This is a genomic window from Runella sp. (genome assembly GCF_965279615.1).
In the GTDB taxonomy this organism is placed as follows: Bacteria; Bacteroidota; Bacteroidia; order Cytophagales; family Spirosomataceae; genus Runella.
In genome coordinates this window covers 2,292,772-2,309,437 of the sequence record NZ_OZ257252.1, presented here as the reverse complement: position 1 = coordinate 2,309,437, position 16,666 = coordinate 2,292,772, and the positions used below count along the sequence as shown (strand labels likewise).

Genomic DNA, 16,666 nt, shown 5'->3' with positions numbered 1-16,666 from the left:
TTCTTATTTAGATACCAAAATATATGGTTTTGGGGCAATTTTAGGTCAAATGTGAAGTGTAGCCCAAGGTCACCAACTGTTCATAAGCAGCCCAAACATCTTCAGGAATTTCCTGAAAAATCTGAAATCCTTTTTCGGGGTAAATTTTTACGCGTTGAAGGTCGCCGACCATGATATGAATAACTTCTTCGAACGATATTTCTTTGTTGGGGTATTGGTCCAACGTCAATTGCGGAGAGGTTACAAGGAGTTGTTTATCAGGCCGGTGTTTCTTAAAGGTAGCATAACTGCGGCGCTCCATGTACGGTTTTTGAACCACGATAAATGTTTCAGGCGCAAGGCCGTGGGCGGTTAGAAGCTGTTGGGTAAACAGAATATTTTCGCCTGTGTTGGTGGATTTGTTTTCGATATAAATGGCTTCTTTGGGTACGCCCATGCTCATTGCGATGGAAGCAAATTTATCTGCTTCGGCATCTTTCCACATGTCTTGCGTCAGCCGGCCAAGCCCTCCCGAGAAAATCAGGATCGGCGCCCATCCCTGTAAATACAGCTCAGCCCCGCGCTCGGCAACGCGCAGATCATGACTGCCCAATACTAAAATACAATCCGATTTTTCGAGTGTATGATTGAGATGGTGATAATCCCACAGTTTTTGGGCCAAAGCCAAGGTTTCGTCGGAGAGCATTATGGGCTGTTATAATTTAGATCTGTACAAGTTGAGGGTTTCGTTCAAAATGGCATTGAGTATTTCTATCGGTAAATCCTCGGCCGGTTCCAATAGCAAAATTTTCATTCGCGTTCTTTTCTCCTGAATAAGCAATGGATGATGTATTTTATTACCTTCTACGATGCCAATATAAGGCTGCCCGGATTTTTTTTGCGTCCACAGATAGCAAAACATTTTTTCGTTATAACAATAGACAGGCATGCTGTATTTCCAAGTCTCGCGGATGTTACTGTCAAGGTTGAGCAAATAACTTCTCAAAAATAACAAACAACTTTTTGCAGGTTCTGCTTTTTCAAGAAAATAAGTGTCGATTTCCCTCATTACGCGGGTCTATTACATAAACTTGAAATTATACGCCAACGATACCACGGGCGAGGAGAAAATTTGAAGTTGGTACGTGTTATATGCCGTGCCTTGGGTACGCATAAATACCGAATATTGATTCTTACGCCCGTAGAGGTTATACACCGTAAAAATCCAACTTCCTACCCAACGATTGTTTTTGAGACTTGGATTATTGATCTGCCACGAGAAGTCGAGGCGGTGATAATCCTTGAGTCGGCCTTGGTTACGTTCGGCGTAGTAAGGGTAGGCTTTACCCTGAAAACTTATAAAACCGTTCGGGATCGTATACGGGCGACCTGTTCCATAAGTAAATGTAAATGAAATATTATGGTACTTATTTTCTGAATAATTGAAGGACATATTGATGTTATGAGGACGATCAAAATTGGCAGGATACCATTTGCCGTCGTTGACCTGCTCCGTAAAAAGCGGCCCTTCGTTCACTTTGTTCAACACACGGGAATAGGTATAATTGACCCAACCCGTGATCTCGCCCTTTTTCTTGGTCAACATAAATTCTGCGCCATACGCGTGACTTTTACCCTGCAACACTTGTGTTTCGATGAAACTTTGCAGTAAAAAATCAGCACCGGGTTTAAAATCCAGAACGTTGTCAGTGGAGCGATAGTACCCTTCCACCGACAATTCATAGATATTGCTCTTGAAATTCCTGAAATAACCCGCCGACAACAATTGACTCACCTGCGGACGAATGTGGGCATCGCTGGTTTTCCAACGGGAGGTGGGCAGGGGAGTGGTCGTATTGGAAACAACCTGTAAATATTGACGCATCAGGTTATAGCCAAATTTGACTGATGTTTGTTCGTCGATGGTGTAACGTAACCCGATACGCGGTTCAAACCCACCGTACGATTTAGAGACTTTGCCGTTGCCATAAAAAACCGAATCAATAATGGTCGATTCCAAACGGGGACCGCCTGCTGCGTAGGTGCGTACGGCACTCGGGCCCAATGCCATAAAGTACGAATACCGCAAGCCAACCGAAACCGTGGTTTTGGTAGTTACCGTTATTTCATCTTCTGCGTGTAAAGCCAACTCAATGCCGTTTTCAGTAGGAACGGTTTGGGCATTTACGCGTTGATTACTTCCGGGGTCCAGTGTTCCGGGCTGAAGTTGGTAATGGGTCATATTAGCCCCTAATTCTATCTTATGTCGACTGTTTGGTGAATAATTGAAATTGGTCTTTACCTGACGTTGAAGAATTTCCGAGCCAATGGTTACCTTATTATCGCTGTCTACTTCGGGCAATAAAATACGCGGTCGGTATCTGCTGTATACTCCCGTGGTCTGGACATTAAATTGGTTATTGAATGAATGAAACCACCGTGCCGTAAAGTTGAGTGTTTTATATTTGTATTGAGTCGAGCTGGAATTAATGTTGTTTATCCCCCCAAGCAGATCGGTTTGAAAGAAGTCCGTGCTGTAATAATTGGAGAGCGATAAGGTGTTTTTTGTGCCGATGCGCCAGAATAATTTTGCGGCAGCATCGCCAAAGCCGGCTCGAATATTTTTGAGTTTTTGCGGCCCCCACTGAAAGGCAAAATCATTGAAAGCACCCCGCCCCGTCACCAAAAGTCCTACTTTTCCTTTGACAAGCGGAACTTCAGCGGTGAGCCGATTGGCCACAAAACTTACGCCTCCCTGCATACTGAATTTATCCAAACTGGGATTTGACATCGAAACGTCCAATACTGCGGCGGCTCGTCCGCCAAACCGCGCGGGAGTAGTTCCTTTGTATAGTTCCATGCTTGAAACGGCGTCAGGCGGGAATACTGAAAACAGCCCAAACAAGTGCGTAGGATTAAAAATAGGCGCATCATCCAACAGGATCAGGTTTTGGTCTACCGCTCCGCCCCGTATATTGATTCCATTGGAAGCTTCACCCACCGACGTTACACCCGGCAGCATTTGCAGGCTGCGCAACACGTCTATTTCACCCATGATGGCCGGCAGTTTTTTAATGGTCTTGATGTTTATCTGCGTTACACCCAACAATGGCCGCGATACATTCTCGTCCACGGCTTGGGTTGAAATGACAACCTCTTCCAATTCCTCTGCCACATTCATCAATTTTATGTCCAAGTGAATGGCTTTATTCATTTTGACCCGAGTACGAAATGTTCTGTAACCCAAACGACTTACCGTTACCACGTATTCGGCGTCGATCAAATTGACCGAAAATGTACCGGTTGTGTCGGTGTAAAGCCCGATCTTGTCAAAATTGACGCGAATAACCGCGTTGGCAACGGGTTCTCCCGTGATGGAGTCGCGTACCATACCGCTTAATTCATTGGGTCGAGTTGCCTGAAACTTTGGCCGTTGCTGTCCCAAAACACGTATGACTGCGCTGAATAAGAGGATAAAAATGAGTAAATGTTTCAAGGTCATCAGATACGTAGCGGTTAATAATGGTATGAATATCTTTGATCGCCAACCTTCCGTACAAATGGGCGTTCGGGTCAGGGAAAAACAGTCAGAAACAAAACGGTCAATAGAAAAAGCGGTTAGTGAAACCTAGCTATATGTAAAATCAGGGAATCCATCCTTCCGGTTGTATGGGCGTACGGTTAGCCGAGGCTCGACAAAGCGCGAAAGGCGGACGAAATATAAAATCGGGAGGCATGGGCGGGGTATCAGGCTCTCGAACCGGGTTTCGACCCAATGTCAGGTACTTGAAAGCGTCTGAAAAGTAGGGTCTCTTGTCAATAAAAAGACGTGATTTGCTTACCCCTGCCGCACCGAAATAACCTGCTATTTTCTCAGTTGGGTCATTCACGTTGTGAATATTACCGATGATGGCGGCGGGCGGCGTATCTGTCAGGTTGCCTGTGTTTTGGGCCTGATCGCTTAAAAGCTTGTAATAGTCATGAGCGCTTGGACTAATAGCGTACTGCTGTATTTCCACCAATGCCCCTTCGATTGGATATCCGGGGCCAATGTAATAGAATGGAACTTTGGCCGCTAAACGCCCCGTAACAGTACGGCCATTGGAGTAAATATCTGAGAAAACATTTATCTCATTGCTGTAATATATCTCCCAGCATTTGGTTTCACATATATAATCGTAAATAGCTTTACTGTTGCGTTCGGCTACGCATTCTCGGGTATTAACGTCGAGTTTTCCGCCTTCACACGTGGCACAAATGCGCTGGTCTTCGAAATCAGTCCAACGCCATTGGTAATAGTTTTTTTTATCGCCGGGATCATTAAAATCCACATAAACATCCAATGAAGAGGCTAGTACGCGATTGCCGGTACGTTCAAGGATGCCGTTCTGATTAAATTTGTGGTATATTTTTGCAATGGGAGGGGCCTCGGCAATACGTTCTTCGTCGGATTCATACCTTGTTCCGGAAGGCGTTTTGAAACGAAGTTTATAGGTTTGTCCAACCTGTCCTTCAAAATTTTCAGGTGCTGAATACACGCCGCTTGATGTTTCTTTTAATAAAACAACACTGCCGTTTCCGACCAAAACTTCAACGGTGCATTCCCGTAACGGTTCAGAATAATAACTGGCGCCTGAAGAGCGTGAGGTGCGCAGATTGACCGTGAGTCCTCGTTGATTGGTAACGGTTCCATCGACCGTAATAACGTTGGCGTCTAAAGTATAACGAATATCATACACTTCCACACATGCTGTTACCACTAATAAAAGTGAAACAAAGAGTAATGTCTTCCTAAAAATCATCCTGAAAATTAGTGGTTTAGTAACAAACCACTAATTTATCCTATTTTACCCATTCGGACGAATTAAAATCGACGAATAAATAAAAATGCAGGCCTAAACAGCCAAGCCGGTTTTTTTAGGTCTGGAAATGAGCAATAATCCCAGAAATACGATCAAGCCGTTCAGCATGAGGCGCTCGAAACCGATTTTATAGCCGTTGAACCATACTTCTGAATTTTGATTGAGAATATAGGTAATGATCGGGCCGGCCACGCAAACCAAAGGAGTTAGTCGGTCAGTAACCGGACGCTTGGTGTACAGACCAAAAGCAAAAAGGCCTAACAAAGGTCCATAGGTATAGCCTGCAATGTCAAAAATAGCCGTAATAACTTCTTTGCTGTTCATCTGATTGAAAAGCACAATAACGATATAGAATAACACCGAGAAACCGATATGAACCCAATGCTTAATGCGGGCGCGCTCGGTTTCAGGCTTATTGGCAACGTTCATAAAATCAATACAGAAAGCCGTGGTCAGGGCCGTCAGTGCCGAATCTGAACTGGCGTAAGTAGCGGCCGTAATTCCGATCAGGAAAGTAATGGCAACGATCACGCCTGCCGTTCCTTCATGCACACCAAAGTGATTGAGCGCCAGCATGGCATACAGATCATCGGTTCGGGCAGGAAGCGGGATGTTTTTGCTTTGGGCATAAAAATAAAGCAACACACCCAGGCTCATAAACATCAGATTGACGAAGGTAAGCGTGATGGTAAACCAAAACATATTTTTTTGGGCTTCACCGATGTTCTTACAGGTCAGGTTTTTTTGCATCAGATCCTGATCCATGCCCGTCATGGTAATGGCAATGAAGGTGCCCGACAAAAACTGCTTCCAAAAATACTTGTTGTCTTTGGGATCATCAAAGAAGAAAACACGGGAATATTCACTGTCGGAAATGGCGGAAACCATGCCGCTAAATGAATAATTAAGTTCTTTTGCTACCAGATAGATCGTCAGCGCGACGGCCGTAACCAGAAAGGTGGTTTGTAAAGTATCGGTGATGATGATGGTCTTGATTCCTCCTTTGAATGTGTACACCCAGATCAGGGCAATGGTGATCGCCACCGAAACTTCAAAAGGAATTCCCAATCCGTTGTACATAGCCAATTGCAATACTTGGGCAGCTACATAAAGGCGAACCGCCGAGCCGAGAGTTCGGGATAAAAGGAAGAAAGCCGAGCCGGTTTTGTATGCCCAAAAGCCAAATCTTTGTTCGAGATAGGTATAAATAGAAACCAGATTGAGGCGATAATACAGCGGCATCAGTACCGCACCGATAAACAGATAACCTAAAATATAGCCCAAAACAACCTGAAAATAGGAGAACTGAATTTTTCCGACAGCGCCGGGAACAGAAATGAACGTAACGCCTGAAAGCGATGTTCCAATCATTGCGAAAGCTACCAAATACCAAGGTGATTGTTTGTTGGCGGTAAAAAATGTATTGGTATCGGCCCCTCGGGACGTATAGATCGAAACGGCAATCAAAACAATGAAGTAAACTACTAAAATACTGAGTGCAATGTAGGGGCTCATTGAAGAAATGGGTTAAAACTTTTATTATTTTGCAAACCTATTAAGGTTTTTTGTAAATTTGTTATAACTATAGTAAAACCAAAAAAAACTTTGCCCAATGCAACTGTTTGAGATGCCGGAAATCGACGTATTAGAAGAAATTGAAGAAAAAGTGGTGGAGACCGACCTGTATAGTTTAGTGGTCTTCAATGACGAAGTTAATACGTTTGATTGGGTGATAGATACACTGATGGAGGTTTGCAGCCACACCCCTGAGCAAGCCGAGCAATGTACCATTATTATTCACTACAAAGGAAAATGTAAAGTGAAAAATGGTTCGTGGGAAGAACTCGTTCCCCTACGTCAGGAGATATGCCGGAGAGGAATTTCTGCGGAAGTCCTTTGAGGATGTATACTCTTTACTGAGATTTATACTACTAACAAAAAGCCTGCCTTCTTATAGTAATTATAGGAAGGCAGGCTTGTCTATGATATAACCCTTCTGTAACGGATGAATGGCATCGCAACGATCCTTTTTTGTTTTAGAGTGATGTACTAAAACATTTTTGCCAATCGTTTTATGATTGCATTCTAATTGCCATTCCTCACTCATTTCCTTCTTATCTTCATGAAAACTAACGTTTTACTTGCCGTTGCAGCATTGACTTTGGCCCTTTCTGCGTGTGAAAAAATAGGGTCTGAAGAAACTCTCACTCCTACAGTTCCTGAATTGACGTTGGCAGAACAGGCCAAAAAATACGCTGATGAACACACCACCATTCAAGGGCCTGTTCCTTTGGTCGTCAATGCGCTTCCTAAGTCTGTTAAAGTAACTTTAGGACCTTTTATTAGTAGTTATTCTTTTGGCTATGATTCACAAAATCAATGGATAAGTATTGTAGACGACCAAATAGGCAGTAGTGGATTCAGCATTACGTATGATCCGGTTGCCCGAAAAGCCACCGGTGGGAATATCAGTTTTCAGCTCAATCAGGAAGGGCTGGCCGAAAGCGGGGTTGGCTTCTTCGTAAATGGGAAAGTAGCCAATAATCAATATTTCTACAAAAACGGCTACTTGGTAAGCATGGCAGATTCAAAAAATCTGACAAAAATGAAGTACAGCAGTAATGGAGATCTGTTGGAATGGAGCGGAGTAACACATCGGGGCGATAAAACTCAAAATGTATATGAATACACCGAATACCCCAATACAATTCGTCAGGAAATACTCGGTTGGGCAACGCCGCAATTCTCGTTCAGAGGCGATTTTTTGGGAAAATACAGCAGCCGTTTGTTGAAAAAAGCCGTTATTAATGAAAATAATGGAATGAATATTAGTATGGAGTTCACTTATTCTTTTGACAGTAATGGCCGTGTTTCGAGAATGCAGATCAAACGAAATGACGATCAGGATGTACAGTATGAATATAGTTATTGAGTGCAGTAAGTTGTAATAGTTGTAATTGTACCAAAATACCTAAACCATTCTTCCGATGAAACCCTTTTTGTACCTCTGTTTGTTGGGAATAGTTGCCGGTTTAAATTCACAAAACGCATACGCTCAACAGTTTGCCAAAGGCACTTGGCAGGTTGGCCTGAAAGATGGGTACAGCAGAGGAAATATCCTCAAAAATCGCAATGGTCTTCAGGTGTATTCAGGTTATTTTATTGCCAAAAATCTGCTCATAGGCGCAGAAGCTACCTGGTCTAAAGAGTGGTTCGAAACTATTCGTGGAGACGATGTTACAATCGGGCCTTTGGTGCGCTATCAGTTTTTTGATGCTCGATTTTCACCATTTATTGAAGCTTCTTACCAATTCGGTAAAAGCTTTGCTCTGCAAAACAGGCATTTAGGAATTGTATTCATTAATCCCGGATTGAGTATCCTTGTGCTGCCATCGTTCCATATTGATCTTGGATATAGTTTGCAATTCGGTGGCAAAAAGGGCTCTCCGACTGCATTTATAAGACAACCTCAAGTGGGAGTTAATTACCTGTTCGGTAAGAAGTGAAGTAATTACTATAGAGGTAATTACTTCACTTTAGTGGCCTTTTCGTAGGCGAGTCGCTGTTGGTAATAATCCATAAATCCATCCAGTTGTTCTGCCGGAATACGCCGCGCAATGATTTTTTTGTCGCGATCCAAGACGTAGATCATCGGCGTATTGACCACATCAAAATCTTTGCGGAAGTCGATACGGAAACTGTAATCGTATCCATGTATCCATTCCTGTACGCCAAAATCACTAATGTATTTTTTCCATTGTTCAGGCGCGCGTGCTACCGATGCGGCTAAGATTTGCAAGCCTAAGGTTTTCTTATTCTTTTCATAAAATTCCTTCAATACAGGCGTAGATTGTCGACAATGACTGCAATCGGGATCATAGAACATCACAATGGTATAATTAGCGTTCAGATCGGCCAGTGAGCGCATTTTTCCCGTGGTGTCGGTCAGGGAAAGCGCCGGCATGGTTTTTCCTACGAGAAGGGGTTTTAAAGTATTGACCTTCTGACGAATATTCTGAACCGTACTTGAATCCGTAGACGGCATGATTCCGCCGATGTAATATTTCTCGGCCAAATGAACAAAAACCTGCTCACCGCCGATGATAGCAGGGTTTTCAGCTTTGTTGGTCAGGTACCAAATACAGTAAGACTGCATTTCTTTGTTACCTCCTTTTAAGGCTTTTTCAATCACAAAATCGGAGGATTGAATCAATGAATCCGGGTCTTGAAAGGTAACTTCCTGTATGTAACGATCCAACTTTCGTTGTAGGGTTGACGTGCGTACGAGACGGTCGTCTGAAAAATCAAAGTTATCCCAAAAGTGAGTTTTATAATATTGAAACAACCAAGCAGAGTCCACACGGCCGTCGGGGCGTTTGGGCGCCGCCGGCAGTTCGATGTCAAGATTGGCCTTCATGATCTTCCCGGGCAGTGTATTGGCATTTTCCTGCGCAAATGTGCGGTAATAAGTAAAGATCTGACGCCGCAAATTGTTGATCTTGGTTTGTGTCATGAGATCCTGCCGCATTTTCATCTGGGCGGTCAAAATGCTGATCTCACCGTTATAACCCGCAATCTGTTGTTGAAATTTGTAATATAACTCATTGTCGGAAGAGCCTTCGATCTTCATATTCGCTATCACGTTGACGGTATCGGAGCTAAAGGTAAAATGTTGCTCTTTGCCAATGATAAATTCGGCAATGCGGCGTTTGGTGGGCGAAAGCAACATGTAAACACCCTCGGGCAGGTGCTTGTCGCCCGTAAACGTCAGACTTCCGCTGTTATCTGCTACGGCAGTATCTTTTACAATGTATTGGGAAGACCCAAAATAATGAGCCAAGGTAAAAGGCTGCGGAGGAAGTCCTTTAATGGTTCCTTTAATAGTATAGCCGGTTTGGGCTATTGCTGATATACCAATGAAAATAAAACAGGTTAGGAAAGTTAGCTGACGCATTTGATTCAGGAACGTTTGTTTATTGTCGATTCCCTGCGGGTTTGGACTCCATCGCAAGGCGCTTTTTATAAACATTCAAAAATGGTTCCAAATCTTCCACTCCCAGCCGGCGGGCAATAATTTTTTTGTTTTTATCCAAAACATAGACCGTCGGGGTTGATAAAACGTCGTAATCGGTGCGATACACTACCTGACGGGAAGCCACCAATCCGAAGCCATTGTTCAAGGTTTCAAGTTTAAATTCTTTGATGAATTTGCGCCATTCTTCTTCGTTTCCGTCAATGGCAATGGTCAGGACATCAACGCCTTGTGCGTGCATTTTGTCATGGAATGCTTTCAGCTTGGGTGCTGATTCGCGGCAATGTCCGCAAGTGGGAGAATAGAAAAACAGAATTTCATAATCTGCCTTACTACCATGAATGTATTCCAACTTGTCGGGGGCGCGATAGCTCATGACGCCCAAGTCAGGAATGATCTTGTTGACAAGCAACGGCTTCAGCACTTTGATACGGTCGGCAACATTTTTGAGCGTGGCGGTGTCGGAAATGGGCATGATTCGGGTGAGGTAATATTTCTCGCCCATGTGTACAAAAACGCCTTCGGTTCCTACCGTTTTGGGCATTTCGTACTGATTGGTAATGTACCAAATACAATACGAAATAATATCCTGCTGCTTTCCTTTGATGGCTTTATTGACGATAAAATCAGCTTCTTTGATGAGCGAATCTTCCACCTGAACGGTCAGGTCTTTGATATAGCGTTCCAATTTTTGATGGAGAAACGGCGTTTGAAGCATGCGGGCGTCGGCGAAATCGAAGTTGTCCCAATAATGATTTTTATAATAATTGAAGACCCAAGCCGAGTCGGTTTTGCCGTTGGGAAGTTTAGGTGCTGTCGGCAGTTCGGGTTCGGCGGATGCTTTGAAGAGTTTTACGGTAAACGTTCCTTCGTTAGTCTTCATGAAATTATCATAAAAAGCCTTCCGTTGGTCCTGAATATCTTTGTAACGCTTGTCGCTGTCGGGTACTTTTTGGGTTTTGAGTTTTTGATATTCACCTTCTTTGCCTTTCATAAAGCGCTGAAAATCATAAAACAGCTCATTGTCACGACTTCCCGTTACTTTCATGCTGCCTACAATATCGGTGGTATCGGCGGTAAAGCTGAAATTCTGGTCGTCGGTAATCAGCACCCGATAAAGCGTTTTGCGGTCAGGAAGTACGACTTCATAGATACCACCCGACAAAGGCTTGGTGCCTTCAAACACAAAATGTCCGTTATTATCGGCTTGGGCGGTGTCTTTGGCGTATATTTGGGCGGCATAGTAGTTGGCTAAAATGCAACTGCCTCCCGTAAGCCCTTTGATTTGACCTTCAATACGGTAAGCTGACTGGGCAACAACTAAATTACTGACAAACAGAAGTAAAGGAAAAAGGATACGTTTTAATTTCATCGCTTTATGCGTTTTATGAACCTCAAAATTAGAACATTTATTTTAGTCAGTTAAACGAATTTTTTACAGTTTTAGCGTCTCTATACTTAAAACAGGCTGTATGTTTTATATTTTATCCAAAACCATTGATGTTTTTCTGATGCCTCTGACCATGGTTTGCATGGCTTTTCTTTATGCCATCTTGACCAAAAACCGTGCCCGAAGCAGAAAAGTTTTGATAAGTACGTTAGTGGGGCTTTATCTGGTAAGCAATCCGATTCTCGTAAATGAGTTGCTGAAGTGGTGGGAGCTAAAACCCTTGGATCGGGAATCTACCTATGAAGTGGGCGTTGTTTTAACGGGCGGTATTATCAAATCGTACCATCGGCCTTCCAAATACATCTGGTTCAGTAAAAGCGGCGACCGGGCGTTACAAGCTTTTGAATTGTACAAAAGAGGCCGAATCAAAAAGATCATCATCAGCGGTGGTGAAGGGTCGTTGCGAGGTTCAAAAGTAAATAATTCTGAAAATGAAGGTATTCGGCAGTACCTGATCGACTCCGGTGTGGCCGCTGCTGACATTATTCAGGACTCGCTTTCCCTGAATACGCGCCAAAATGCTATCAATACGGCCAAAATTTTAAAAGAACAATTCAAAACGAACAAATGCGTCGTGATCACTTCGGCTTTTCACATGCGTCGTTCTATCGGTTGTTTTAATAAAGAAGGTATTACTGTGGTGCCTTGGCCGGGACATTATCTTCAGGAAAATAGTATACTATGGTTTGATAAACTATTCCCGTCTGAGGATGCATTGGCCTATTTTTATCTGGTTTGGCACGAAATGATCGGCTATGTAGTGTATAAAATGGTGGGATATATTTAAAACTGAAAGCGCCTGTTTGTACATTGGGTTTTGAGAAACCCAACCGTCAGGTTTGAGAACCTGACGGCACTTCTCAGTGCTTTACGATTCAGCGTGCTGCCGGGTTCTCAAACCCGGCGGTTTCGGTTTCTCAAAACCGAAAGATTATCTTCGTGCTTTCGGTTTTGAGAAACCGAAAATTATAAAAGTTTGATAAAACTCCCTCGTTCGTCGTCGTTGGTAATATGGAGATAGCGGTCTATTTCCTGTTGCATCTCTTCCACGTGTGAAATAACGCCCACTACACGATTCTCTTTTCGCAATGATTTTAAGGTATCAAAAACTGTTTGCAGCGATTCCCTGTCCAAAGAACCAAATCCTTCATCCAGAAAGAAAAAGTTTTCCTGCGAGGCAATTTGACTGTTTACGCTATCGGCCAGAGCTAAAGCAAGCGACAGGGCGGCCTGAAATTTTTGCCCACCCGAGAGCGTATTCAACGCCCTGATCTTGCCGTCGTTGAGCAGATCACGTACCTGAAAATTATTGGTTTCGTTGATTTCCAATTGCAGTTGCTGGCGCGTCATGCGGTGAAAACGGTCGTTGGCCTGATTACACAAATTCTGTAAATACACCGACGAGACATAATTGACAAATCCACTTCCTTTAAACATCTTTTCAAGCGTTTTAAGGTCTGCCTGACGAAGTTCCAATTTTGCTTTTTTCTGAAGCAGGTCGGCTTGATGTTGGAGTTGCTCTGCCTGTTTTTGTTCTAACGCCGTTAGCCTTCCCTGCTCGCCGGTCCATTTTTCGATGGATTGTTGAAGCAGTTCTATTTCTTTCAACAATTGCGCATACAGTTCAGCATCAGGCAATTGATCTTTGGTGGTTTGTTGAAGGTCTTCACGCTCTTTACGAAAAGCAAACAGATTCCGATCAAATTCGGCGATGACTTCCCGTTCGTAGATCACGTCCAATTTCCAACTTAATATCTCCGTAACATTTTCTTCAGACGTAATTTGGTGGGATCGTAAAAGTGCATCAATGTCTTTTACAATTTTCTCCCAATCAGTTCGGTGGTTAATGATGGTTGTTTGCAGGCTTGAAATTTCTCCCATCAACGGCCCGATCTCATCCCGTTGTTTTCTGATCTTTATATCTAAGGTTTCAAATCGCTGAATAAGCATTTTCAATTCCTCTTCCCGTTTTGACGCTTTATGCTCAAGCGTCATTGCATCAACATCGGTAAACGCGGCAGTAGTCAGGATTTTCAGTTGGCGGGTAGCCTGTTGAATGATACCGTCGAAAGAGGCGATTTCCTGCCCGAATTTCTCAATGGGTTTCTCGTACTTTTCTTTCAGTTCAATATCGTCCTGTTGTATTCCCTTTTCCTCAATTTCGAGTTGTTTTTCTACCTGATTCAGCGCGAGCTGGAGCGTTTTTGCCTGTTCCAATGCTAAATCCAACGGTTTGCGGTCGGTATTGTCACTATCTTTCCAGCTAAACTGGGCTTCGTGTTCCCGAATTTCTTCTATTTTTTTATCCCAGTATTTTTTGACTTCCTGTTTTTGAGATTGAACCAATGCCAAATCCTTATCTACTTTTCTGAGTTGTTTCTCCCATTGGCTCAACGTTTGGGTAGCGGTATTCTTAAGTTGCTCCTGCCGCTGCTGCAATTGCCGAATATGCACGTTGTAATCAGTTTCGGCCGTCAGCGTATGCGGATGATGTACGGCTCCGCAGAGCGGACACGGCTCGCCTTCCTGCAATGCGCCGGCGTATTGTTGCAGTGCTTTTTGCGTATTAAGGTGCAGAATTTCAGGATCCAGCGCTTCTGCCTGTTTGATAAGCTGTTGACGTGTCGTTTCAACCGCTTCATAAATGGTGTCAAAGGATTGTTCGGGAGTGGATTTTGGAATCAGAATCTGTATTTCCTCCGTAAACAATGACACTTTTGCTTTGCCCGCAATCTGTTCATTTTTGACCAAGTCATTGGCTTGCTTTTTGAGTTCCTCCTTTTCTTTCAAAAACCCTTCTTTACGGTCAAACCAATTCTTTATTTCCAACAATACAGTTACATCGGGTAACTGATTTCGGAGCGCCGTTTTTTGCTCTTTCAGGACTTCATAATTTGTTTTGCGGTCTTTGAGTGCAAGTTGCCGAAGCCGTAGTTTCTCCTTTCCGTCTTCGATGCGTTTTTGAAGTTTATCCCGCTCGGCTTCCGCTTTTTTAATGCTTATAATTGCTTTTAAATCATCAATTTCTACCAGACTTTGACTGCACTTTTCATGGGCAGGACGCAGTTTATCGAGTTCAAGTTGGTTCTTTTCTAAGGTGTCTCGTAAGGTATCTACCTGTTTCTGGATAGCATTCTGCTTTTCGGTTTCCCGGCTGATGTAGTTAGCAATATCCTGCTTTCGATCAAACAAAGGCTTAAACCCCAACTGACATTGTTCAAACTGTTGAAGGCGCTGTCGGCGACGTTGAAATACGTCGGTTTGTGCTTCTGCTTTTTTGATCTCTTCCTCGATTTCGAGCAGGCGATTGAACAATTTCATCAATGCCTCTATTGCTTTTTCCTCGTTTTGTTTCCGCGTAAGTTGATCTTTTTCCTGTTTTAACAACGCCTGTGCATTCTGAAGGTCTAATTTGGTTTGGGCATACATATCCCCTGTAACATCACCAAGCGCTTTGCGCTGACCGTCAATGTTTTCCAAGTCGTTCTCGGTGCGACTCAAAATGCGTTTTACGCGATCAGAAAGCTCAAACCGTTCGAGTTGAAACAGTTCTTTCATCATCCGAGTGCGTTCGGCATCGCGGAGTTCGATGAATTCCTGAAAACGTCCCTGTGGGATGATCACGGTGCGTTTGAAATTTTCGTAGCTGAGGCCAATGATCTTTTCGGCAGGGTTTTCGGCCGCAATGGGCGCCCAGTCGTTGAGTTCGGGCATCCATTGATAGGCTTTCCGGTCGATCTTTACTTGGTCAAAATGCTTACCGCTGCGTCGGCCTTCGGCCACAAACCGATAGAGAGCCTGAGTGTGTCCGGTACGAAACACCAGATCAATGTACAAGCGATCAGAACGCAGGTTCATTAGGTTGTAGCTTCGATTTTCGCGGTTATTCAGTCGCTCTATGTCGTTGTACAACACAAAAGTGATCGCTTCTAAAATCGTTGATTTTCCACTGCCTACTTTGCCGAAAATGCCGAAAAGTCCGGCCGCTGTGAGTTCTGAAAAATCAATTTCCTGCTTTTCTCGGTATGAATGGATTCCCTGTAAAATGAGTTTGACCGGTATCATAGTGCTTCGTCTTCATCGAGGGACAAAATCTCTCTAAATACTCCCAACAACGATTCGTTGGGAATTTGCCCTTTGCCTTCTTTGCTGTTTTTGAAATAGTCGATAAATAATTCTTCCATGCTGCTTCCTTCCAACTCCAACAGCTTTCCAGCGGTGCCGTTCTCGGTCATTTTGGTCCGTATTTCCGGAATGATCGGCATCAAGCCGGTATGCGCTTCGGTCAGGCGTTTTTTGTCGGCCGATTCCAGAAAATTATCCGTTACGATGGTCAATTGTACCAAGGCATCCTGACAACCGCCTAACCATTCCAATGCCTCTTCTATTTGTTCAAAACGCGCGCGGAGCAATTTTTTACCTTTTGTCAATGCTATCTCACGGTAGTCGGCCGGCTTGCCGGGTTCTGCTTCAATAACGACAACGTATTTGGTTTGATTGGCTTCGGCAAAACTATAAGCTAACGGGCTGCTGCTGTATACGATGGGGCAGGGTTGTTTACTGACGGTTTGATACCGATGCAAATGCCCCAATGCTACATATTGAATTTGGGTAGGAAAATTGTCAGTATAGATAGCCTGTGCTCCACCAATGTGAAGAATAGGACGCTCATCGTCGGGTTCTTCGGGCGGGTTCTCATCGTCCCGGCGCATTACATAGAGGTGCGTAGCCAATAGATTAACACCTTTGTCATCACAATAGGTATCAGACAGGTACTGCCAATGACTTTCGAGCAACTCCCGCAGGCTTTCTTCTGATTTTTCAATCCCTAAAAATGTTTTCAGACGGATTTCGTTGGCATAAGGTGTAATGATCAAACGCAGCGGAACCTCGGTGTGGGGAAGCTGAAATTCTACAAAACCTTTGTCGGTTTTGGTTACTTTCAGTCCGTTTCGGGTTTCAAAGGGATGAACGTGCGCATTGGGAAACCCAACAAAGATAATTCCTGAAACCCGTGCCAGTGCGTCGGGCGCATCAATGCGCTCGGGCGAATCGTGGTTTCCGGCAATGGCAATGACAGCGCGACTTCCAAAATCGGAGAGCCGGTGTAATGTGCTGTAAAGCAGTCCCATCGCATCCGAAGAAGGGTTGAAGTTGTCGAAGAGATCACCCGCAATAATTACGGCATCTACCGACTCCCTTTCTGCGATCTCGCAAATTTCGTTCAATACTTCTTTCTGCTCTTCCAGCCTCGAAAACTGCTCAAGTCTCTTTCCCAAATGCCAATCGGCCGTATGCAGGATTTTCATTATACTTTATTCTTTTTTAAAACCTATATTTAAA

General features: G+C 43.8%; 13 protein-coding genes. 4 read left to right on the top strand and 9 right to left on the bottom strand.

What is annotated here, in order from left to right:
- Positions 1-40 precede the first annotated feature (40 nt).
- From ACQY73_RS10075 to ACQY73_RS10055, 5 genes are all read right to left on the bottom strand, one after another.
- Entirely contained in the window at positions 41-685 is a 645-nt protein-coding gene (locus ACQY73_RS10075; protein ID WP_428665018.1) for a YdcF family protein, read from the bottom strand.
- Between the two features lie 9 nt (positions 686-694).
- Positions 695-1,048: a DUF1801 domain-containing protein gene (locus tag ACQY73_RS10070; RefSeq protein WP_428665016.1), complete on the bottom strand. Its 354-nt coding sequence runs from the start codon at positions 1,046-1,048 to the stop codon at positions 695-697.
- Positions 1,049-1,060: 12 nt separating this feature from the next.
- A complete protein-coding gene (locus tag ACQY73_RS10065; protein WP_428665014.1) occupies positions 1,061-3,481 on the bottom strand; it encodes a TonB-dependent receptor in 2,421 nt (806 codons plus the stop codon).
- A 142-nt stretch (positions 3,482-3,623) separates the two neighbouring features.
- On the bottom strand, positions 3,624-4,781 hold the full coding sequence (locus ACQY73_RS10060) for a DUF4249 domain-containing protein (RefSeq protein ID WP_428665011.1): 1,158 nt from the start codon (positions 4,779-4,781) through the stop codon (positions 3,624-3,626).
- A 93-nt stretch (positions 4,782-4,874) separates the two neighbouring features.
- The gene (locus ACQY73_RS10055) at positions 4,875-6,356 is read right to left on the bottom strand and encodes a sodium:solute symporter (protein ID WP_428665009.1); all 1,482 of its coding nucleotides are present in this window, start codon (positions 6,354-6,356) and stop codon (positions 4,875-4,877) included.
- Between the two features lie 97 nt (positions 6,357-6,453).
- On the opposite strand from ACQY73_RS10055, the gene ACQY73_RS10050 reads away from it, so the two are divergent.
- The 3 genes from ACQY73_RS10050 to ACQY73_RS10040 all read left to right on the top strand — a co-directional run bounded on the left by ACQY73_RS10050 (position 6,454) and on the right by ACQY73_RS10040 (position 8,347).
- On the top strand, positions 6,454-6,741 hold the full coding sequence (locus ACQY73_RS10050) for an ATP-dependent Clp protease adaptor ClpS (RefSeq protein ID WP_013925865.1): 288 nt from the start codon (positions 6,454-6,456) through the stop codon (positions 6,739-6,741).
- 222 nt (positions 6,742-6,963) lie between these two features.
- Positions 6,964-7,773: a hypothetical protein gene (locus ACQY73_RS10045; RefSeq protein WP_428665006.1), complete on the top strand. Its 810-nt coding sequence runs from the start codon at positions 6,964-6,966 to the stop codon at positions 7,771-7,773.
- Positions 7,774-7,828: 55 nt separating this feature from the next.
- Positions 7,829-8,347, top strand: coding sequence for a hypothetical protein (locus ACQY73_RS10040; protein ID WP_428665003.1), 519 nt, complete (start codon positions 7,829-7,831; stop codon positions 8,345-8,347).
- A gap of 20 nt (positions 8,348-8,367) precedes the next feature.
- On the opposite strand, the gene ACQY73_RS10035 is transcribed toward ACQY73_RS10040, so the two are convergent.
- Complete coding sequence (locus ACQY73_RS10035) at positions 8,368-9,795, bottom strand: thioredoxin-like domain-containing protein (RefSeq protein WP_428665000.1); 1,428 nt, start codon at positions 9,793-9,795, stop codon at positions 8,368-8,370.
- 19 nt (positions 9,796-9,814) lie between these two features.
- Positions 9,815-11,245, bottom strand: a complete 1,431-nt coding sequence (locus ACQY73_RS10030) for a thioredoxin-like domain-containing protein (protein WP_428664998.1) — start codon at positions 11,243-11,245, stop codon at positions 9,815-9,817.
- 100 nt (positions 11,246-11,345) lie between these two features.
- Here ACQY73_RS10030 and ACQY73_RS10025 point away from each other — a divergent pair, with 100 nt between their 5' ends.
- Complete coding sequence (locus ACQY73_RS10025) at positions 11,346-12,110, top strand: YdcF family protein (protein ID WP_428664995.1); 765 nt, start codon at positions 11,346-11,348, stop codon at positions 12,108-12,110.
- Positions 12,111-12,289: 179 nt separating this feature from the next.
- Here ACQY73_RS10025 and ACQY73_RS10020 read toward each other — a convergent pair whose 3' ends face one another.
- Positions 12,290-15,388: an SbcC/MukB-like Walker B domain-containing protein gene (locus tag ACQY73_RS10020; protein WP_428664992.1), complete on the bottom strand. Its 3,099-nt coding sequence runs from the start codon at positions 15,386-15,388 to the stop codon at positions 12,290-12,292.
- Positions 15,385-16,632, bottom strand: coding sequence for a metallophosphoesterase family protein (locus ACQY73_RS10015; protein WP_428664990.1), 1,248 nt, complete (start codon positions 16,630-16,632; stop codon positions 15,385-15,387). The genes ACQY73_RS10020 and ACQY73_RS10015 overlap by 4 nt, the downstream gene beginning before the upstream one ends.
- Positions 16,633-16,666: the final 34 nt, after the last annotated feature.